This window comes from Fibrobacter sp. UBA4297 (genome assembly GCF_002394865.1).
Lineage (GTDB): Bacteria > Fibrobacterota > Fibrobacteria > Fibrobacterales > Fibrobacteraceae > Fibrobacter.
In genome coordinates, this window is sequence record NZ_DGUZ01000017.1 from 155,491 (window position 1) to 175,021 (window position 19,531).

The window sequence follows — 19,531 nt, forward strand, 5'->3', positions numbered from 1 at the left end:
GACGTTCTGTATTCTAATTATCGCACGACGAGTGCGGCGAGGGCGAGTTCCTGGCTCATGCGGGTTGGGCACTTGCCACTCTTGATTTCGTAATTGAGGTCGGCGAGGCGGCGCAGAACGCGCACAAGGAGCGGCTTACGCCAACGGCGGCAGCATTCTGCGGCTTGGCCTTTTTTCACGAACATGTAGTAGTTCTTGCCGATCTTCTTGGCAGCTTCTTCGGGCGAGACGCCCTTTGCGGTAAGCGAGCCGTAGTTCAAAAGCGAGAGCGCGTAGTTGTACAGCGTGTTCGAAATGCGGATGGCGTCGACGCCGCTGTTCAAGAGCTCGTTTAGCTTCTGGACGTAAGCCTTGGCATTCTGCATGCCGAAGAAGCCTTCAATCTCGTAGGTCGGGATATCGCGCTGGGAGACGACCATCGTTTTCACGAGGTCGAGCGTAATTTTTTTGCAGTCCGGAGCGTAGAGGAGGATCTTTTCGACTTCTTCGCTCACGAGCTTGGTATCGTTGCCGAGCGCTTCGGCGAGGTACTGCGATGCTGCAGGCTCAATCGCCTTGTTGAAGTGCGTCGGGACAACGGCTGAAATCCAGTCGGCCATTTCGTATTGCTTCGGGACGTCGAACTTTTCGACCTTGCCAACCTTTGCGAGAGCCTTGTAGAGCTCGCTGGAGGCGAGAAGTGTTTCAAAATCGAATAGCAGCTTGCCGCTTGCCGCATGGGGGAGCCACTTGGCGAGTGCCTTCATGTCGTCGGTTTTGAGGGCTTCGGCCTTGCGCACGACGATGACCTGTTCAGGCGAGAAGATCGACACGGAATCACACGCTTCGATGATGACATCGGAGATGGAGGCGATGTTTGTGTCGGTGGCGTATAGCACCTGCTTGGCCATCGGATCTGAAATCCGGTCGCCAAGAGTCTCAGCGAGGAATTTATCAATCCGCTTGTCCTTGCTGAACTGGTCTTTGCCGATGAGCGTTACGAACATGGATTACTTGAAATCGATGATTTCGAACTGGTTCTTGCCCTTGGGCGTTACGACTTCCACGACATCGCCGCGCTTTTTGCCCATGAGGGCTGCACCAATCGGGCTCTTGAAGCTGATCTTGCCGTTGAGGGCATCGGCTTCTTCGGGGGAGACGAGCTGGTAGACGATTTCGCGCTTGGTCTTCAAGTTCTTGGCCGTGATGGTGGCGCCGAACTTGATGGTGTCGGAGTTCGCATCAAATGCAATCACCTGGGCGCGGGCGAGCTGGTCCTGGAGCTTCGGCATTTCGATGTTGTCAATAGAGGCAAGGCGCTCCTTGGCAGCATGGTATTCTGCGTTTTCACTCAAATCGCCTTGTGCACGGGCATCAACTAATTCTTGAAGTACGCGGGGACGTTCAACATTTTTTAAATTTTCAAGGTCCTTAACGAGCTTGTCGTAAGCCTCTTGTGTAAACATGATCTTTTCCATGCTCCATAAGGTAAAAATTTTAACGGGCTTTGCGAGCCCAGAATCGCAAAGAAAGCTTCTTTTTAGGAGATACTATGTACACTGTGTTGGAAAAAGGCGGCGTTTGCTCCCCCAAGGGCTTTACCGCATCTGGAATTTGCGCCGGAATCAAGGCCAGCGGCAATGCCGATATGGCTCTTCTCAAGAGCGAAAAGGCTGCCCGCTGCTTCGCCGTTTTTACCACCAATAAGGTGAAGGCCGCTCCGGTCCTTTATGACAAGGCCGCTTTGGAACATGCCCACTTTGCATCTGCTGTGATCGTGAACAGCGGTAACGCTAACGCTTGCACAGGCGAAAAGGGCTATGCCGATGCTGAACGTATGGCTGTCCTCACGGAAGAAGCCTTGAAGCTCACGCCGAAGAGCGTGCTTGTTTGCAGCACGGGCGTGATTGGCCACTTGATGCCGATGGACAAGATCGAAGCCGGTATCCCGAAGCTCGTGGAAAAGCTCCATGAAGATGCTTCCGAAGAATTCGGCCGCGCAATCCTCACAACGGACCTTGCTCTCAAGAGCCACGCTGTGGAAATCAAGACCGAAAAGGGTGTGGTGACTATCGGTGGCGCCTGCAAGGGTTCTGGCATGATCCACCCGAACATGGCAACGATGCTTGCGTTCATCACGACTGACCTTGCTTTGCCGATTGACTTCTTTGCTGAATTCCGCGCTAACATCGCAGACTCCTTCAACGCTATTACGGTTGATGGTGACACCAGCACGAACGACACTTGCATCATGCTTGCTAACGGCATGAGCGGCATCAAGTACGAAGACCTTTCGCTCAGCGAGCAGGGCGAATTCCGCGCTGCTTTGACGCTCGTGATGCAGAGCCTCGCCAAGGACATTGTCCGCGATGGTGAAGGTGCAACGAAGCTCATCGAACTCCGCATTGAAAAGGCTGAAAGCCACGAAGAAGCACTCCGCATGGCCCGCTTCATCGGTACGTCGAACCTCGCCAAGTGCGCTATGTTCGGTGAAGACCCGAACTGGGGCCGTATCCTTAGCAGTGCTGGTTCTAGCGGCTGCAACATGGTTGCCGAACACACGGACCTCTACTTTGGTGAAGTCAAGGTTCTTGAAGGTGGCCGTCCGGTACAGCTGGATGAAAAGCAGACGGCTGCACTGCATGCCGTGGTTCGTCAGCGTGAATACAAAGTAACGCTCGTGTTGAACATTGGTCAGGCTTCTGCAAGTGCATTCACTTGCGACTTGAGCTATGGCTATGTGAAAATCAACGCAGAGTATACAACGTAATTAGTTACTAGTTAATAGTTCCTAGTTACTAGAGTTGTCATTCCCGACCCTGTCCTCGCTTAACGGGGATGATCGGGAATCTCCTTTTTTAGAACTTCTCGGGTATGCTCCGGGAAGTTTTTGTTTTATATTTAACTTATATGATTCGTACAGCTTTTCTTGCTATTCTTTGTTCTTGTGCGATAGCTCTTGGTCAAAATGCAAATCTTGACCCGGTTGACTACAACAAGGTTAAAGTCAACCCAGCCGATATGGCGGAATTTCAAGATGCTCGTAATAGTCTGTGGCTTGCGCTGAAAAATGGCGATGTTAACAAGGTCGATGTCGCTCTTGCGTTCTTGTCTCATGAGATGATTCCTGAGTCGGCGTTGGATAGTTTGGAACTTCTTCAGATAAACTTGTTGCTGGAACGCTATGACCAGGCCATTCCGCAGTTTGCGAATATGCTTATGAAAGGGCGTAAAAAAGTCCGATACTCCTTCGCCTACGATTCCCTATTCCATTACTTAAGAAACGAGACCCGCTTTGCAGCCGAATATACGGACCGTTCTGCGGAGCGCGACCAAGCAGAACGTCATATGAAATTAAAGGGGTACATGACTGAAGCGGCACAGGCAAACATAAAGCAGGAATACAAGGATCTTGCATCCATTTTTGCGGATTTGCACCCCTTTTATCATTTTTTTGATAAGGGATTTTGGACTTATCTAATAACAATCAACAAAGTTCCCGACAACGACAGCTTGGCAAATATTATTTCACAAAGAGTAGAGGATAGAGTCGATCTTCATCAAGAAATGGACACGGTTGCCGTCAAGTTGATGATTGAAAGAATTCAGGCTTTTTGTGAAAAATATCCGGAATCGGAGTATTCGGAGTGGCTGAAGAACATTTCCTGGGAAATAGAAAGGGTTCAAAATAGTTACAAAAGGTATAGAAACTATTATGAAGAAAAACTTTATACTGGGGGTATAGGCTTAGAAGCATTTTTGCTCGGCGTAAGCCTATCTTTTACCGAAGGTGAATTTTTGTTAGGTGTTCCAGTTCAGATATCGCGGCTTATCGTGACTCCGTCTATGTTTTTAGGTGGGGAATATTCCGATGCATTTTTCATTACAGCCGGTATAGATGTGTATGAAAATAAGTGGCTTAAAATCCAGCCGTTTGCGGGTGGGTATGACCTCTTTACTGCGGGTTTGCAAGTGGATTACCGTTTTTGGATGTCGAAGACGTGCGGTTCCGAATTTCATGACGCCACCTACCTGACTTTGAAACTTAGGTATATGGGAATTTATAATGCTCCAGAAACCAAAAAAGAATGGCATAACCGTGTTTATTTGGGGCTCGGAGTTCATGTCTGGTAATGAGCGATGGTTCCTTTTGTGAACGGAATTCTTGTGATAATCCTGCCGCTGGGTGGGATTTTCTTGTATTTTTAATTGAAACACAAGGATGGAATATGGATAACTTTAATTTCTACAGCCCCACGGAATTTGTATTTGGTAAAGACCGCGAAAACGAATGTGGTGAGCTCGTTAAAAAGTATGGCGGCACGAAGGTGCTGATTCATTACGGTGGTGGCTCTGCGGTGCGCTCCGGCTTGATTGACCGCGTTAAGGCGTCGCTCAATGCTGCGGGTGTTTCATTTGTGGAGCTCGGCGGTGTGAAGCCGAATCCGCGCGATACGCTCATTTACAAGGGCATCGAGATTGTTCGCCAGAACGGCGTCGACTTTATCCTTGCGGTGGGCGGCGGCTCCGTCATTGATAGCTCGAAGGGCATTGCCGTCGGTTCTCTTTACGATGGCGATTTTTGGGACTTTTATGCGAAAAAGTTGCCGGTCACGAAGGCGCTCCCGATTGGCGTGGTGCAGACGATTGCGGCCGCAGGTTCCGAAGGGAGCGGCGATTCTGTTGTGACAAAAGAAGAGGGAATGCTTAAGCGCGACATTGGTGCTGATGTGATTCGCCCGAGATTTGCGGTGCAGAATCCGGCTTTGCTCTGCACGTTGCCTGCTTATCAGACGGCTTGCGGCATTACCGACATCATGGCTCATGTGTTTGAACGCTACTTCACGAATACTTTGGAAGTCGAAACGACAGACCGCCTTTGCGAAGCTTTGCTCATTACGATGCTTAAGGAAGGTCCGCGCACCATGGCTGAACCTGCCAATTACGAGGCTCGTGCGAACATTATGTGGGCGGGTACGGTAGCCCACAATGGCCTTGTGGGCTGCGGGCGCAGTCAGGACTGGAATAGCCATGCAATTGAACATGAACTCTCGGGACTCTATGACTGTGCCCATGGCGCGGGGCTAGCTGTTATTATGCCGGCGTGGATGGAGTACGTGGTGGACCACAATGTGATGCGTTTTGCGCAAATGGCAACACGCGTTTTTGGCTGCCAGATGAATTTTGAAAACCCGAAAGCGACTGCGCTCGAAGGCATCAAGGCTTTCCGCAAGTTCCTGCATTCTATCGGTATGCCTATCAACTTTGCAGAACTCGGCGCGAAGGAAGAAGACATCCCGACGCTTGTCGAAAAACTGAATCCAGGCGATGGTTGGGGCTTTGTGCCGCTCAAGGCTAAGGACGTGACTGCTATTTATACGATTGCTGCGCATGCCACGTTAGATTAGGCGGATAAATTTGAAAAGTAAAAAACTCCTCGGTTGTGCCGAGGAGTTTTGCTCTATCTAAAATGTTACTGGATTCTTAGTATTCGTTTATCCCGGGCTCGTTCCGGGACTCAGGATGACACGTGGTCATGCAAAATACTTTTCTATACCATTTACTAATGACTATTGACTAATAACCATGGACTAACTAGTCTTTCAAGCAGCGGAGGCTTGCGCCGAATTCTGGATTGAACTTTTCGAACTTGGCGATATCCTTATCGTGGAAGAATACGAGGACGTCTCCTTCGCTTGTCCAGAAGTATGCCTTTTTACCCGCTTCATCAAACTTGCGGTCCTTTATTGCGACATCGCTCTTGGCGAAGTGTGCGCCACCAGCTTTTGCACCAAATCCGAGTTCATCCTTGCCGTTTCCGAAAATTGGAGATTCCGGCTTGATCGGATCCCAGCCGTAGCCAGCTTTGAGGGCGACTCCCGGTTTTTTGCCGGCGACCTTCAGGAGTTTTTGCCATTCAGCCTTGCTTGGCATGTGGAATCCTTCGAGGCAAGCCTTTTGTGCGTTTTGGAAGTCGTAGAGGCGACCCCAGTGGTTGCATTGTGAACAAATTGCACCGGAGGCGGTGGCGAAGTTCATGTTTTCTGCAGTCCAGAGCTGGTCGCCAATGACAATCCATTCGTAGGAGTTTCCATCGCGCGGATCTTTGTAGCTTCCGCTTGTAGCGGGGCTGCCGTCTTCGTTGTATGTTTCACCGAAGGCAACTTGCTTATTTTGCTTGTATTCAGCCTTTGTCGCGACTTTGCCGTTCTTGTGGTAGCGGATAACAGTCCCTTCGATGTAACCGTTCGCGTACGGGAGTTCGGCCTGGAGTGTACCGTCCTTGTAATATTCCTTGGTCACACCCTCGCGGCGGTCATTCACGTAATTGGATTCTCGCTTGAGCGTACCGTCATCGTAGTATTCCTTTTCGATGCCTTCCTTCTTGTCGTTGACGTAGGTGGCTTCGAAGCGGACGTTCCCGTTCGGGTATTTTTCAACACGAACATCGTCGCAGGCGGTAAAAGCAATAGAGCTTGCCGCAATGAATAAGATGGCAGGTAGTTTCATACGATCCTCCTTAGAGTGTGATTTTTCCCGCGGTGGCGAGTAATCCGATTAAGTACAACATCCCGTCATAGTAACGCCAAAAACGATAGGGCACGGAGAGCGCTGCAAGACGTCTGACAAACGGCGTAATGCGTGGGTCATCGAACGGGAGCACTTGCGTGGCGGCTGCGTTCATGGCGATAAGCCCTGGCGTCGCGTTTCTGCCTTGGTGTGGATACGGGCCTCCGTCGACGGAGTAGTCGGAGAGGTACGGCGTGCAGTTCTGGAAGAAGTGCAAGATGCGTTCGCAGATTTCTTTTTCGCTTTCGTGTCCGTGGAAGATGGCATAGTCGAGGCTCAAGTTGAGAGCCACTCGCCATGCGTCTCCGCTAAAGTTGTTGCTTTCGGGGAACCAGGGCATGGCCTTTGGTGAGCCGTCGTATTCGGCGTAATCAGCGCAAAGACCGGTGACCGGGTGGGCCGCCTTCTGCAAAAATTCAATGCTCGCCTGTGCGACTTCAAGCCAGGATTCATCGCCTGTTGCTTCGGCGAACATGCGGTAGAATGCCATTGTGTGGTAGCTTGGGTCGGTAAAGTCGTTGCCGAGAACGGGGGAGAACTTGATGAGTTTGCGTTCCGGATCGATAATCGGGCCTACAAGTTCGTTTTGCGGTTTGTACTTGATATCATGGATGAGCTCCTTGGCATCGTTGAGGAGGTCTTCGCGGTTGAATCTCTTTGCGGCGATAAGGAGGGCGGCGGCAAAGTATTCTTCGCTATCAGGAGCTGCGCCTGGGTCCATCATGGAAAAGTCGGTCGTGTTGACTTGCCATGAAAAATACCCTTTGTGCGGACCATCGTTGTTGCGGACAAAGCGCTTGGAAAAGTTCCAGAGTTTGTCGAACGTGACTTCGTGGTCGGTCAACGCGGCAATGAACATGCCGTAGCTCATGCCTTCAGAACGGATGTCGTCGTGTCCAATGTCGATGATGTATGCCATGTCGTCGGACGCTTCAAAGTAGATGCGCTCGTCGATCGGATCGCCCTCAAAAAGTTTGCTATAGGCATTCTGAATAAGCTGGTCCGCAAAATTGGGACCATATCCAGCTTCAACAAATAAATCTCGCGTCGGGTAGCGTTGCAACATCGTCCTGGTATCCAAAATCATTAATTATTACATGATTTAAAATAAATAAAATCGTATATTAGTGTTGAGGTTATTATGGCTGATATATTGATTTTGGGGCATGGACCGGCCGGTGTCTCGGCTGCCCTTTATGGTCTTCGTGCTGGACTTGAGGTTCAGCTTGTGGGTAAGGATGTAGGTGCGCTTGCAAAGGCCCACAAAATTGAAAATTATTTTGGTCTTGAAAAACCGCTCACGGGAGCTGAACTTGCCGAAGTCGGTAAGAAACAGGCGCTTGCTCTTGGCGCGCAAATCGTAGATGATGAGGTGACGGACCTCATGTTTGACGGTTTTGGTTTTGTGGCGACGGGCTTGAACGGAACGTATCGCGGAAAGGTTTGCGTGATGGCGACGGGCTCTGCCCGCAAGAAGACCCCGCTCCCAGGAATGGCAGAGATGGAAGGCCACGGCGTGAGTTATTGCGCTGTTTGCGATGCATTCTTTTATCGTAAGAAGGATGTGGCAGTGCTTGGTTCGGGCGAGTATGCATTGCATGAAGCGACTGAACTTTTGTCTGTAGTCAACAGCGTGACGCTTTTGACGAACGGTGCTGAGCTCACAGCGAAATTCCCCGAAAGTGTGAAGATTGAAACCCGCAAGATTACGGGGCTCAAGGGCGCCGGGCAATTTGAAGGCGTGAAGTTTGACGATGGTCTTGAAGCCAATTTTGACGGCATGTTCGTCGCTATGGGTAGTGCGAATGCGACGGATCTGGCTTTGAAAGCTGGCGCTGCGTTCGATGCTGGAAAGCTTGTGCTTGATAAGGATTTCCAGACAACAGTTCCAGGACTCTTTGCTGCAGGCGACTGCACGGGTGGCACGCTCCAGGTGGCTGTAGCCGTTGGCGAAGGCGCTATTGCGGGACTTGCTGCAATTAAGTACCTTAGAGAACATAGAGAGTAATTTGGTCTTAGGTATTAGGGGGTAGGTATTAGGCGAATAAATCGCGGCGATGCCGCCCTTTGTAGATGCGCAAAGCGCATGAAATGTTTGTCCTAAAACCTATAACCTGTAACCTATCCCCTAATATGCGACGCATTACGCTTCTTACAAATCCTGACGTTTGCAATTTGCATTGCCCGCTGTGTTTTTTGAACCAGCGGGCTTTGCATAATTGTAATGCGCGGAGTGCTGAGAATGGTAACGGGGTTTGCCCGCCGGATAATGGTAGGGAACGCTTTTTTTATTGTAATAAGGAGCGCCGCGCGTTTGGCATGGGCGAAATGCCTTTTGAAGTTGCGCGGACTGCGATTGAAAAGTATGTTGCGGAGCGGGATGCTTCGGGAAAGCGCTTGTTGCGAGAAGTAATCCCTTCGACGATGGGGGAACCTCTACTTTATTCGCATTTTGACGAACTGCTGGAGTTGTGCAGGGCGCTTGAAATTCCGTTGAACCTCACGACGAATGGGTCGTTCCCTGGAAAGTGGGGAAGTGATGCGGCGATGGAACTCTTGTTGCGCTCGTGCAGCGATATCAAGGTGAGCTATTTGGCGTCGGAACAGTTCGACGGTTGGAAAGCGAATGTCGAAAAGCTAGTTCGGGTGCGCGACAAGTTGCGCGAGAAAGCTGAGAGCGCGGGGGACGCTGATGCTGACTATGTGGGGACTGCGAAATCGAGAGTCGCGACGGTCTCGCTGCAAGTGACGTTGCACAAGAAGAATTTGCAGGATGTGCCTGCGTTGGTGTCGTGGGCTTCTGCGATTGGAATTGACAGGATTAAGTGGAATAAAGTGGTGCTGTTGAGCGTCGCTTCGCAAGAGCTCCGTGAAATGTATGCGCTAGATGATGCGCAGCTAGAATCGTTGCGTAATCATTTGCGGTCGGGAGAGTTTTCTGCTTCGAATGTGATGCATGAAGGAAGTCTGTTTTTTGATGATGGCGCAGACGTTTGTGCTGTTGGCGGTAAGTGCGAATCTTGTCCTTTTGCAGACGAAGTGTGGGTATGGCCAGACGGTCATGAGGACCATTGCCCGAATCCGGAAAGACGATTTGGGGCCTATGGTCTCAGGACCTCTTGAGGTGCTTAATAATAAATTTCTAATATTTATTGGGTATATGGATGAGGTCTGCGGCATGTGCTTGTTTTGCGCTTGCAGCTGAAAAAGGAGTACAGAATGAGAAAATTCGTAAGAGCTATGTGTCATCCTGGAGCGCAAAGCGCGATAGGATCCATCATGGTTCTTTTACTTACCATAGCCCTTGCCGCCTGCGGTGGCGACAGCGGTACATCCGCTAATGACGATAATGTGTCGTCTTCTTCCTCTTCATCTGTCATTCCCGCTTCAAGCGGGAATCGCCCTTCAAGTAGTAGCCAAAAGATTGCTTCGTCGTCTTCCGTCAAGAAGGAATCATCATCGTCTGTTAAGACGGCGTCCTCCTCTTCTTCTGCCATTCCCGCCTCGAGCGGGAATCTCCCTTCGTCTTCGAGTAAAAAAGAGGAACCCTCTAGCAGCGAATACGTGCCCTTCGACCACTCGAAGACATTGGCTGAAGATTGGCGCGTTGGCGAAAATGCCTACAAACAATTCACTGACCCGCGCAATGGTCGTAGTTATTATTACATCAAGATAATTGGTAAAGATTATCTAGGTGATAAAGACTCCGTGACAATCATGGCGGAGAACCTGAACATCGGCGAGATGGTTCAGGGCAAGGACGACCAGAAAGACGATACCAAGATAGAACGTTATTGCTACAATAACGACACCACCAAGTGTGATGAATATGGCGGACTCTACCAGTGGGCGGAGATGATGCTGCTCCCCAGCCGTTGCAATACCGAAAGCTGCTCGGACTTGATACAAGAAAACCATCGAGGCATTTGCCCAGAAGGCTGGCGTTTGATGAAGGATTTAGACTTTTATATCGCTTGGCATGCTGAAACAAATGAATATGGCATAGAAGGGGTTCGCTCTGCGTATCTCTTTAATGGATACAATTCAAGTGGCTTATCCCTTACCGGTGCTGGATTGAGAACAGCCGAGGGAGGATTTAATGGCCTAAGAGAGGGGGCGTATTGGTTCCTTCCCGAAGAATTTGAAAAGAAAAAAAATACACATGCTTATGCAGGTTTTGTGTCTTCGTTGGATGATTATGCTCCCAGTCGAAATACAAACGATAGTAAAAAAATCGGACTCTCCGTCCGCTGCGTAAAAGTTGAACAGTAGTTTCGCTTATTTTGTCTCGCCCGGCAATCATGCGTATTGGCCGGGCTTTTTTATTGCATAAACTTTGTATATTTTATTTGCGGAGGATAACCTATGAAACAATTTTTAGCTACTTTATCTCTAGTCCTTAGTCTTTCGTCTTTTATCTCGTTGACCGCCTGCGGCGACGACAGCAGCACATCTGTGAGTGACGATAATGTGTCGTCTTCTTCCTCTTCATCTGTCATTCCCGCTTCAAGCGGGAATCGCCCTTCAAGTAGTAGTCAAAAGATTGCTTCGTCGTCTTCGACTCCCCGCAATGACGTGAAGTCGTCATCCTCGAAGCGTAGCGAAGGGGATTCATCAAGTTCTAGTCAAAAGGTTGCTTCGTCGTCTTCGTCTGTTAAGACGGCGTCCTCCTCTTCCTCTGCCATTCCCGCCTCGAGCGGGAATCTCCCTTCGTCTTCGAGTAAAAAGGTAGAGTCTTCCAGCAGCGAGTATGTCCCCTTCGATCATTCGAAGACGCATGCTAATGCGAGCAAAGTGGGTAAGGATGCCTACAAGCAATTCACTGACCCGCGTAATGGCCGGAGTTATTATTACATAACAATATATTCCGAATATAAAGGTTATTCAGTGACCGTCATGGCGGAGAATTTGAACATTGGTGAGATGGTTCTAGGTATGGACAACCAAAACGACGATACCAAGATAGAACGTTATTGCTACAACAACGATACTACTTTATGCGATGAGTTCGGCGGACTCTACCAGTGGGCGGAAATGATGCAGTTACCCAGTCGCTGCAATACAGAAAGTTGCTCGGACTTAATCCAGCCGAACCATCAGGGAATTTGCCCGGATGGTTGGCGATTGTTTACATACGATGATTTTGCTGTTGTGATGGGATATAAGGATGAATTCGGATCTGGTATTAAGGGGCTTCGCTCCGCTTATGCTTTCGGAGGGAACAACTACAGTGGCTTTTCACTTACTGGTGCTGGAATGAGAACAAAGGGGGGGGGATTTGATGAATTGCAAAAAGCGATATTCTGGATGTATCCTCAAGAATATGAAGATGGAATTGAAGATTACGCCTATGCTGCGTATGTGTCAAGCGATAGCGATAGTGGAACAGGAACTAGTAAAAATCGACGTTCTGAAAAGATCGTAGGTTCATCCGTCCGTTGCGTAAAAGTTGAACGGTAGTTCCGCTTACTTTGTCATGCCCGGCAATCATACGTTGTCCGGGCTTTTTTACTGCCCAAACTTTGTATATTTTATTTGCGGAGGATATCCTATGAAACAATTTTTAGCTACTTTATCTCTCGTCTTTAGTCTTTCGTCTTTTATCTCGTTGACCGCCTGCGGCGACGACAGTAGCACATCCGTAAATGACGAAGAATCGTCTTCTTCAGTCGTTCAAAGCAGTAGTAGTGTCACCCTGAGCGGAGCGTCAGCGAAGTCGAATGGGTCCAGTGACGGAAAGAAGGTCTCGTCCTCCTCTAGCAAAATAGTCGTAGCGAGCAGCAGTAGCCGTCATTCCGGGCCTGACCCGGAATCCAGTAGCAGTAAGAAGATCTCATCATCTTCTTCTGTCATTCCCGCCTCGAGCGGGAATCTCCCTTCGTCTTCGAGTAAAAAGGTAGAGTCCTCCAGCAGTGAATATGTGCCTTTCGACCATTCGAAGACTTTGGCTGAAGATTGGCGTGTCGGAGAAAATCGTTACAAGCAATTCACTGACCCGCGCAATGGCCGTAGTTATTATTATATAACCATTACTTCTGTTTATAGTGGTGATTCTGTGACTGTAATGGCAGAAAATCTGAACATCGGCGAGATGGTCCTGGGCAAGGATGACCAGAAAGACGATACCAAGATAGAACGTTACTGTTACAATAACGATACCACCAAGTGCGATGAGTTCGGAGGCTTATACCAATGGGCTGAGATGATGCAGCTGCCTAGCCGCTGCAATACCGAAAGCTGCTCGGATTTGATACAAGAAAACCATCGAGGCATTTGCCCAGAAGGTTGGCGGTTGATGACCTATGATGATTATGTTGTAATAGAAGGTTATAAGGATGAATTCGGCTATGGCATTAAGGGACTACGTTCGGCTTATGGTTTTGGTGGAAATAATTATAGCGGTTGGTCCCTCACCGGTGCTGGATTGAGAACAAAAAAGGGTGGGTTTGACGATTTGAGAAGCGTCGTTTATTGGCTTTATCCTGAAGAGCATGAGTATGATATTGCTGCGTTTGTTCATGCAGCATATGTTGCTAGTGCTGAAAATGTAGCTGGAACATCAAGAAACCAACGTTCTGAAAAAATAGTGGGTAATGCCGTCCGTTGCGTAAAAATTGAACAGTAGTTTTCCTATGAAACAATTTTTAGCTACTTTATCTCTCGTCTTTAGTCTTTCGTCTTTTATCTCGTTGACCGCCTGCGGCGACGACAGCAGCACATCCGTAAATGACGATGATTCTTCTTCATCGAATACAGTTGTTCAAACCAGTAGTAGCGTCACCCTGAGCGGAGCGTCAGCGAAGTCGAATGGGTCTAGTAGCAGTACCAAAAAATCTTCAAGTAGCCGCATTGATTCTATCGGCTCTTCGAGCCTCCAGAATGACAGAAAATCATCCTCTTCTTCTGTCATTCCCGCTTCGAGCGGGAATCTCCCATCCAGTTCATCCAAAACAATCATTCAAAGCAGTAGTTCTGCGAAAACCACTTCTTCGAGCGTCACCCTGAGCTCCAGCGAAGGTCGCATAAAATCCTCCTCGTCATCCTCGACCCCGAACGAGAATATCTCTTCCAGCAGCGAATACGTCCCCTTCGATCATTCGAAAACGCATGCTAACGCGAGCAAGGTGGGTAAGGACGCCTACAAACAATTCACTGACCCGCGCAATGGTCGTAGTTATTATTACATCACAATATATTCCGAATATAAAGGTTATTCAGTGACTGTTATGGCAGAAAATTTAAATATTGGCGAGATGGTTCTTGGAAAAAATGACCAGAACGACGATACCAAGATTGAACGATACTGTTACAATAACGATACCACCAAGTGCGATGAATTTGGTGGATTGTACCAGTGGGCGGAGATGATGCAACTGCCGAGCCGTTGCAATACTGAAAGTTGTTCGAATTTAATTCAACCAAACCATCAAGGTATCTGCCCTGACGGCTGGCGACTGTTCACTTATGATGACTATTGTGTTGTAATGGGATATAAGGATGAATTCGGCTATGGAATCAAAGGTCTTCGTTCTTCATACGGCTTTGCAGGAAATAATTATAGCGGTTTCTCCCTCACCGGTGCTGGATTGAGAACTGCCGAGGGTGGTTTTTCTGGATTGTATGAAAAAACAGCATGGTTCCGTCCGGAGGAATATGAAGAGGATAAAGAAATTAGAGCTCATCATGGGCTTGTTAGTGCCAAAAATGAAAGTTCTCCGCAGAAAAATCATCGCGAACTCAAAACTAAAGGCTTCTCCGTCCGTTGTGTAAAGTTGGAATAACCTACTCCTAACAAATTCTTCAAAATTTTAACTACAGGAATTCCTGTTGGAAGGAATTCCTATCCAAAAGTTTTACAGAAACCTCTTCGACTCGGCCATGCCAGTCTACAAGTAGTCTGTCGTGGCTCTCGTCTTGCAAAGTTTTAATTAAAATCGGCGCACATCAGTGCGTCAAAGGCAAATCCTATGTCAAAAAAGCGTGCTAAGTGAGTGTCGCAGAAAAATGCAAGCATTTTTCTATGACCGAACGACGCCGCGGACGCCGTAGGCGTCAAACAAACAACAATTCCCGTAAAAACACCAAAAACACCAAAAACACCGCTAAAAAAGCGACAAGGTCGAGAACAAGTTCCAAAAAGAACTTCAAAATGGACGCCTCCGGCGTCTATGGTTGCGCTCGACCATAAGAATGGGCAAGCCCGTTCTTGCGGCACTCGCTTGCTCATTACTGAAAATCTTGAACCTCGTTGAGGCGCAAGCGCCTCCCTTTACGGCTCGGAAATGAAAACAAACAAGTTTGTTTTCGCTTCACTCGCCTTGCTGGTAGTGATGGATGCTTCGGCGGGTTATGGCTTGACGTGTTATGAGTTTCTTTTAACGTCATTCCGGCCTCGAGCCGGAATCTTATCGGAATAGCGAGATAAGACAAAATCCTCACTTGCGTTTCGGCTTTTGCCCTTCGGGTTACGCCTTACGGCGTAATCTCTAAATCACGCGTTTTTCGCTGCGCTCATGGCGTGATTTAGTCGAACTCACTTCGTGAGTTCTCATTTGCTCTATGCTGTATAAAACAAAAAAGACTCCGTAAAGGAGTCTTTTTTGTTTTAATCGGAATAGCGAGATTCGAACTCACGACCTCTTGCTCCCGAAGCAAGCGCTCTACCAGGCTGAGCTATATTCCGTTTTTGTTTTTGTCTTGACGGTTCGTCGTTGACGCGCACAATTATAGTTAATTTCGATTGACTTTTAAAGGGGTAAGGGCAAAAAAAGTGAAAATTTTTTCATTATTTTTTCTTTTTTGCGATTTGCGGGCGCGGCTTGCCGATTTTCATGATGCTGGAACCAGCGTTATCGGGTTCAACCTTATAAAAAACGACTCGATTTTTCCATTCGGAGCGCACTTTGCGGTCGATGATGCGCTTGACGTTGCCGTATTCCGGGTTGCCACCGCCGTGAATCACGCGCAGAACGCTGAGACCTGCGATGAGGAGGTCGTCAATGCGGCGCTCAACGGCTTCGGCTGCTTCTTCGGAGGTGAGGCCGTGAAGGTCGATTTCATCTTCGGGGTTCGGCATTTCCCATGCAGCGGGATTGCGGCGCATTTTCTTGCCGCGTGTGGCGCGTTGCGGTCTTGCTTCGGCTTCTGCCTCGGCCTGGATTTCGGCAAGTTCGTCCTTGTCTTCCATTTGGTGATTCTTGATCCACTCTAACTGAAATTCTTCTTCGGCATTTAAAGGCATTGTAAATCTCTTTTTGAAGTTAAATATAAAAAAAGCTTTGCTTTCCTGTGTGTAAAGAGGTGACCCCGGAATAAATCCGGGGTGACATTGCGTTTGGCATTGTTTTTAGAGTGTTGCAATAAAATTCCCGTGGTAATTCCAGCTCCACTGTTCGGGGTGCTCGGCAATCCATGTTTCGACTTCGCGCGCGATTCCCGTGACGAGCGGGCTTTCTGATGGCGCGGCATTTTCAGCATTCTCGATGCCTGCGTCGTACTTTGGCGGGTAATATTTTTCGAAGCGGATGACGATGCGCTTCTTTTCGCTCCACGTGCGGAATGTAACGATTCCTGCTCCCATCTCGTTTATTTTTTGCGGGAGGCGCAAGTAGAGCGTACTTGGGCGACCGAATAGCGAGACTGTGTTCCCTTTGGTATGTTTGCCTTGGTCAATGACCATGGCGAGAATGCCTTTGGTGCGGAAGAGTTCACGGATAAGGCGGCCTGTTTCGTCGGGATGATATTCGGTAAGGTGCGGGTCGCTGCGGAGGTCTTTGAGGACTTCGCGGAATGCCATGTCGCCGATGGAGTCGGTGATGAGGTGGACGTGTTCGCTGTAACGGCAGAGTGCGCGGTGCAAAAGTTCGAATGCGCCCTGGTGGATGCTGATGCCTGCGATGGGGGCGTTTTGTTTTGCGCATTCGGCGATGGCGCCTTGGATAATGTGTTCGTTTTCGTAGACGATTCGTTTTTCAACGCTTTTGAAACGGGCGAGTCCGCGGTAGGATTCGAGTGCATTCCAGAAGATGCCTTTGAATGTGTCGCGCGGGTTGACTTTGGCAAGTTCCGCGCAGTTTATACTGTTTTCAGCGAGGTACTGCCGCGCTAATTCTAGGTGCTTTTCAACGCGCCCGTAAGCGCGTTTCTTGTGCAAAACCTTGTAAATCGGGAAAACGACTGTAAAAAATGCCGAATAGAATATGTTCGGCAAACATAATAAGGTATGTAGAAAAATTTTATATAAAGTTTTTCTCACTAATGTCATGCCCGATTTAGTCGGGCATCTCCTTTTGCTGAAATGGAGATTCCCGCTTTCGCGGGAATGACAGGCTGACGCCTGGTTATTCCTCTTCAAATTCCAGGATGTTTCTTCCGAGTTCGCGGTCAAAAACACTCTGCTTGAGGCCTTCGCCAGCGTAGCTGATGGTCGGCGAGATTTCGTACAACTTCTTCTCGTCAATCTTGACGTGCGCCTTGCGGAGCCATTCGCGGTGGAGCTTGCCAATCATGATGCGTGCGGTCTTTGGAGAATCGTTGCCTTCGGCATTCTTGACCGGGCTGAATTCTTCTTCGCGTACAACGCCGAACGGGAGCATGGAACCGAGCTGCGGGAAGGCGTCAAAGAGGAACTGTTCGAACTTGAAGCACTTTTCGATGCCGCAAACGGTTTTGCGTGCGGTGTGCCACGGGAGCTTGCTTGTCTGCAACTTGCGGAGTCCGCTGATTTTAAACAAGTGAATCGCGATGTTGCCGCCATCGAACGTGAGGCTTCCATCGGCGTTTGTCATGTCGCGGAAGTTTTCCGGAAGGTCGCTGTATTCGACAACGCCTGGCTTCTTGTTCTGGAAGGCGAAAATGCCGACTTTTTCGTTCGGGCCGGCCTTGTGCACAACCTTCGAGGCGCTGAGAATCGTGCCTTTTTCGGCGAGCGCGCCAATGAATGCCGGGTCACAAATGCGGCAGAGGGCGTTATCGACGCTGTAGAGGAACACGTATTGCACGCCGCGTTCCACAAGCCAAGCGAGTGTTCCGCTCTGGGCGAGAGCGCGGAAACAACCGCCGTTTCCATCGGGCACAAGAGCCAAATGGTCTTCACCATCGCGGACAGCCTTGCCGTCTGCGGTGAGGGCGCAAATTGTTCCCTGCTGGAAGAATCGGATATCTTCGCGGTTTAATCCAAAGAAGTTATTTTCGCTGAAAAAGTTGACTGTCGCTTCGTGGTTCAAGGGGCTCGTCATGATGCACCACGGGATGGCGTGACCCACGCGGGCGCCCAAATTGCGCAAGCGTTCGGCCTGCAACTGGAACAAACTTTTGTGGCTTGGGAGACCGATATCGAACATGCCCTTCGGACCATCGAAACCGAGACGAGAACCTTGACCGCCTGCCACGAGGAATGCGGCAACTTTGCCTTGACCGAGGAGGATTTCACCTGTTTCTTTCCAGAATTCGTAACGGAGATCGTCGGTCGCGAGTTTCCACGGCATCGGAGTGAGGTCGGCGGAAACGTTATCGCTCAAGTTGGCGACGGATTTTTCGGCATGCAAAGCCTTGAGTTCTTGCCAGTCCTGGCTTAAAATATCGCGTTCCAAATTTGCGCGGGCATCACCCGTCAAGGATTCCAAATGTTGGGCCAGTTCTTGCTGACCTGCGGCGTTCAATGTTTCGATAATATTCATGTGGTGTAATATAATAAAAAGGAGATGCCCGCTTACTTCGACTGCGCTCAGCACAGGCTCCGGCGGGCATGACAAGTTTTGTATTTGCGGTTGGGGCTTTCCTAGTAACTATTAACTGATAACTAGTAACTGCGGCGAAGCCGCATACTATCTAATACCGAAGAACACAACCATGCTAAAGATGAGGGCGAAGATGCTCACGAGGTGCATGCGCCACACAATCTTGGAGTTCATGAGCGGCTTGCTCGGGAAGCGTCCGTCCCACTTCTTTTGGTAGTGGTGGTGGAGCGGCGCACAGAGGAAGATGCGCTTGCCAGTGCCGGTTGCTCTCTTGGTAATCTTGAACCACGTAATTTGCATCAACACGGAGCAAGCTTCGGCGATGATGATGATGCAAACGATGGGGAGGAAGAGCCCTGCCTGCACCAAGATAAACATAATGCCGATGGCTGCACCGAAGCCTACAGAGCCTGCGTCACCCATGTAGATTTCAGCCGGAGGGCTGTTAAACCACAAGTAGGCGAGCAATGCGCCTGCGATGGCTGTTGCGAGCGGGAAAAGTTCGTCGCAACCGGGGAGGTACGGAACGCTCAAGTACTGGCTAAAGATGAAGTTGCCACTCACGTAAGCGACGAGTCCAACGAACACCATGCTGGTAAGAATCGGTACAGAAACGAGGCTGTCGAGACCGTCCGTGAAGTTTGTACCGTTAGCGGATGCGGCGATGACAAACGTCATGAAGGCAACGAAAATCCAGTTGGGAAGATGGATTTGGAAAACGTCAATCGGACAGAACGGAATGGTCAAATCGCCTTTGAGTTCGGGAATGAACTTGTAGCAGAAAACGGCAACGACAAAGCTAAACAAGAAGTAGAGGAAAAGTCTAAGAGAGCTGGAAATGCCATCTGCCTTGTCCATGTATTCGGCGGCTTTGAGCTTGCCTTGGTTCACGAGGCGCTTTGCACGGACCTTGGCCATATCGTCGGTGGCACCCACGGCACTGAACAGTGCCAAAATCACGAGTGTCGAGATGGTGTAGCCGTTCATCTGGCAAACGAGCAGTGACACAACTTCTACTACAATCACGAGGAGGAGGCCGCCCATAATCGGAGGAGATTTTGTCTTTCCGTCCTTGTCGAAATCGCTCGTGGCGTCCAATCTCTGCAAGAAGCGGATGTACTTCGGCATGAAGAAGAGCACCAGGATGATGGAAAGCATGGCGGCAACACCCGCACGGAACAGACGACCGTCAAAAAGGTCAATGTTTGTTGTTTGATATAGCCAGTGGCAAAGCATAGTTTAGG

17 protein-coding genes and 1 tRNA gene are annotated in these 19,531 nt (G+C 49.3%); 9 read left to right on the plus strand and 9 right to left on the minus strand.

Annotated elements, in window-relative coordinates; all coding sequences use genetic code 11:
* Nucleotides 1–17: 17 nt before the first annotated feature.
* On the minus strand, nucleotides 18–986 hold the full coding sequence (holA, locus tag B3A20_RS08920) for a DNA polymerase III subunit delta (protein WP_290763734.1): 969 nt from the start codon (nucleotides 984–986) through the stop codon (nucleotides 18–20).
* A 3-nt stretch (nucleotides 987–989) separates the two neighbouring features.
* Nucleotides 990–1,457, minus strand: coding sequence for a transcription elongation factor GreA (greA, locus tag B3A20_RS08925; protein WP_290763736.1), 468 nt, complete (start codon nucleotides 1,455–1,457; stop codon nucleotides 990–992).
* Nucleotides 1,458–1,531: 74 nt separating this feature from the next.
* Here greA and argJ point away from each other — a divergent pair, with 74 nt between their 5' ends.
* The 3 genes from argJ (at nucleotide 1,532) to B3A20_RS08940 (ending at nucleotide 5,387) form a co-directional block, all read left to right on the plus strand.
* The gene (gene argJ, locus B3A20_RS08930; RefSeq protein WP_012820087.1) at nucleotides 1,532–2,749 is read left to right on the plus strand and encodes a bifunctional glutamate N-acetyltransferase/amino-acid acetyltransferase ArgJ; all 1,218 of its coding nucleotides are present in this window, start codon (nucleotides 1,532–1,534) and stop codon (nucleotides 2,747–2,749) included.
* A 140-nt stretch (nucleotides 2,750–2,889) separates the two neighbouring features.
* On the plus strand, nucleotides 2,890–4,113 hold the full coding sequence (locus B3A20_RS08935; RefSeq protein ID WP_290763739.1) for a hypothetical protein: 1,224 nt from the start codon (nucleotides 2,890–2,892) through the stop codon (nucleotides 4,111–4,113).
* Nucleotides 4,114–4,208: 95 nt separating this feature from the next.
* On the plus strand, nucleotides 4,209–5,387 hold the full coding sequence (locus tag B3A20_RS08940) for an iron-containing alcohol dehydrogenase (RefSeq protein ID WP_290763741.1): 1,179 nt from the start codon (nucleotides 4,209–4,211) through the stop codon (nucleotides 5,385–5,387).
* A gap of 187 nt (nucleotides 5,388–5,574) precedes the next feature.
* Here B3A20_RS08940 and B3A20_RS08945 read toward each other — a convergent pair whose 3' ends face one another.
* Complete coding sequence (locus B3A20_RS08945) at nucleotides 5,575–6,489, minus strand: FISUMP domain-containing protein (RefSeq protein ID WP_290763744.1); 915 nt, start codon at nucleotides 6,487–6,489, stop codon at nucleotides 5,575–5,577.
* Nucleotides 6,490–6,499: 10 nt separating this feature from the next.
* Complete coding sequence (locus B3A20_RS08950; RefSeq protein WP_290763747.1) at nucleotides 6,500–7,636, minus strand: glycosyl hydrolase family 8; 1,137 nt, start codon at nucleotides 7,634–7,636, stop codon at nucleotides 6,500–6,502.
* A 54-nt stretch (nucleotides 7,637–7,690) separates the two neighbouring features.
* Between B3A20_RS08950 and B3A20_RS08955 the strand changes: the two genes are divergently transcribed.
* The 6 genes from B3A20_RS08955 to B3A20_RS08980 all read left to right on the plus strand — a co-directional run bounded on the left by B3A20_RS08955 (nucleotide 7,691) and on the right by B3A20_RS08980 (nucleotide 14,330).
* Complete coding sequence (locus tag B3A20_RS08955) at nucleotides 7,691–8,557, plus strand: NAD(P)/FAD-dependent oxidoreductase (protein ID WP_085490083.1); 867 nt, start codon at nucleotides 7,691–7,693, stop codon at nucleotides 8,555–8,557.
* A gap of 311 nt (nucleotides 8,558–8,868) precedes the next feature.
* The gene (locus B3A20_RS08960; protein WP_290763751.1) at nucleotides 8,869–9,672 is read left to right on the plus strand and encodes a hypothetical protein; all 804 of its coding nucleotides are present in this window, start codon (nucleotides 8,869–8,871) and stop codon (nucleotides 9,670–9,672) included.
* A gap of 96 nt (nucleotides 9,673–9,768) precedes the next feature.
* Complete coding sequence (locus B3A20_RS08965; RefSeq protein WP_290763753.1) at nucleotides 9,769–10,821, plus strand: FISUMP domain-containing protein; 1,053 nt, start codon at nucleotides 9,769–9,771, stop codon at nucleotides 10,819–10,821.
* A 93-nt stretch (nucleotides 10,822–10,914) separates the two neighbouring features.
* Entirely contained in the window at nucleotides 10,915–12,009 is a 1,095-nt protein-coding gene (locus tag B3A20_RS08970; RefSeq protein WP_290763755.1) for an FISUMP domain-containing protein, read from the plus strand.
* Between the two features lie 91 nt (nucleotides 12,010–12,100).
* Entirely contained in the window at nucleotides 12,101–13,174 is a 1,074-nt protein-coding gene (locus tag B3A20_RS08975; RefSeq protein WP_290763757.1) for an FISUMP domain-containing protein, read from the plus strand.
* A gap of 7 nt (nucleotides 13,175–13,181) precedes the next feature.
* Nucleotides 13,182–14,330 (plus strand): FISUMP domain-containing protein, encoded by a 1,149-nt coding sequence (locus tag B3A20_RS08980; RefSeq protein WP_290763760.1) that lies wholly within the window; start codon nucleotides 13,182–13,184, stop codon nucleotides 14,328–14,330.
* A gap of 828 nt (nucleotides 14,331–15,158) precedes the next feature.
* On the opposite strand, the gene B3A20_RS08985 is transcribed toward B3A20_RS08980, so the two are convergent.
* The 5 genes from B3A20_RS08985 to mraY all read right to left on the minus strand — a co-directional run bounded on the left by B3A20_RS08985 (nucleotide 15,159) and on the right by mraY (nucleotide 19,523).
* Nucleotides 15,159–15,232 (minus strand) — tRNA-Pro (locus B3A20_RS08985).
* A gap of 102 nt (nucleotides 15,233–15,334) precedes the next feature.
* Nucleotides 15,335–15,790: a Smr/MutS family protein gene (locus tag B3A20_RS08990; RefSeq protein WP_073424555.1), complete on the minus strand. Its 456-nt coding sequence runs from the start codon at nucleotides 15,788–15,790 to the stop codon at nucleotides 15,335–15,337.
* A 105-nt stretch (nucleotides 15,791–15,895) separates the two neighbouring features.
* Nucleotides 15,896–16,759 (minus strand): lauroyl acyltransferase, encoded by an 864-nt coding sequence (locus B3A20_RS08995; protein ID WP_290763763.1) that lies wholly within the window; start codon nucleotides 16,757–16,759, stop codon nucleotides 15,896–15,898.
* A 130-nt stretch (nucleotides 16,760–16,889) separates the two neighbouring features.
* The gene (locus tag B3A20_RS09000) at nucleotides 16,890–18,227 is read right to left on the minus strand and encodes a UTP--glucose-1-phosphate uridylyltransferase (protein ID WP_290763765.1); all 1,338 of its coding nucleotides are present in this window, start codon (nucleotides 18,225–18,227) and stop codon (nucleotides 16,890–16,892) included.
* Between the two features lie 147 nt (nucleotides 18,228–18,374).
* On the minus strand, nucleotides 18,375–19,523 hold the full coding sequence (gene mraY / locus B3A20_RS09005) for a phospho-N-acetylmuramoyl-pentapeptide-transferase (RefSeq protein ID WP_173561780.1): 1,149 nt from the start codon (nucleotides 19,521–19,523) through the stop codon (nucleotides 18,375–18,377).
* Nucleotides 19,524–19,531 lie beyond the last annotated feature (8 nt).

Coding starts and splice junctions, on each gene's coding strand:
- holA (WP_290763734.1), bottom strand. CDS start 986: ATGTTCGTAACGCTCATCGGCAAAGACCAGTTCAGCAAGGACAAGCGG.
- greA (WP_290763736.1), bottom strand. CDS start 1,457: ATGGAAAAGATCATGTTTACACAAGAGGCTTACGACAAGCTCGTTAAG.
- argJ (WP_012820087.1), top strand. CDS start 1,532: ATGTACACTGTGTTGGAAAAAGGCGGCGTTTGCTCCCCCAAGGGCTTT.
- B3A20_RS08935 (WP_290763739.1), top strand. CDS start 2,890: ATGATTCGTACAGCTTTTCTTGCTATTCTTTGTTCTTGTGCGATAGCT.
- B3A20_RS08940 (WP_290763741.1), top strand. CDS start 4,209: ATGGATAACTTTAATTTCTACAGCCCCACGGAATTTGTATTTGGTAAA.
- B3A20_RS08945 (WP_290763744.1), bottom strand. CDS start 6,489: ATGAAACTACCTGCCATCTTATTCATTGCGGCAAGCTCTATTGCTTTT.
- B3A20_RS08950 (WP_290763747.1), bottom strand. CDS start 7,636: ATGATTTTGGATACCAGGACGATGTTGCAACGCTACCCGACGCGAGAT.
- B3A20_RS08955 (WP_085490083.1), top strand. CDS start 7,691: ATGGCTGATATATTGATTTTGGGGCATGGACCGGCCGGTGTCTCGGCT.
- B3A20_RS08960 (WP_290763751.1), top strand. CDS start 8,869: ATGGGCGAAATGCCTTTTGAAGTTGCGCGGACTGCGATTGAAAAGTAT.
- B3A20_RS08965 (WP_290763753.1), top strand. CDS start 9,769: ATGAGAAAATTCGTAAGAGCTATGTGTCATCCTGGAGCGCAAAGCGCG.
- B3A20_RS08970 (WP_290763755.1), top strand. CDS start 10,915: ATGAAACAATTTTTAGCTACTTTATCTCTAGTCCTTAGTCTTTCGTCT.
- B3A20_RS08975 (WP_290763757.1), top strand. CDS start 12,101: ATGAAACAATTTTTAGCTACTTTATCTCTCGTCTTTAGTCTTTCGTCT.
- B3A20_RS08980 (WP_290763760.1), top strand. CDS start 13,182: ATGAAACAATTTTTAGCTACTTTATCTCTCGTCTTTAGTCTTTCGTCT.
- B3A20_RS08990 (WP_073424555.1), bottom strand. CDS start 15,790: ATGCCTTTAAATGCCGAAGAAGAATTTCAGTTAGAGTGGATCAAGAAT.
- B3A20_RS09000 (WP_290763765.1), bottom strand. CDS start 18,227: ATGAATATTATCGAAACATTGAACGCCGCAGGTCAGCAAGAACTGGCC.
- mraY (WP_173561780.1), bottom strand. CDS start 19,523: ATGCTTTGCCACTGGCTATATCAAACAACAAACATTGACCTTTTTGAC.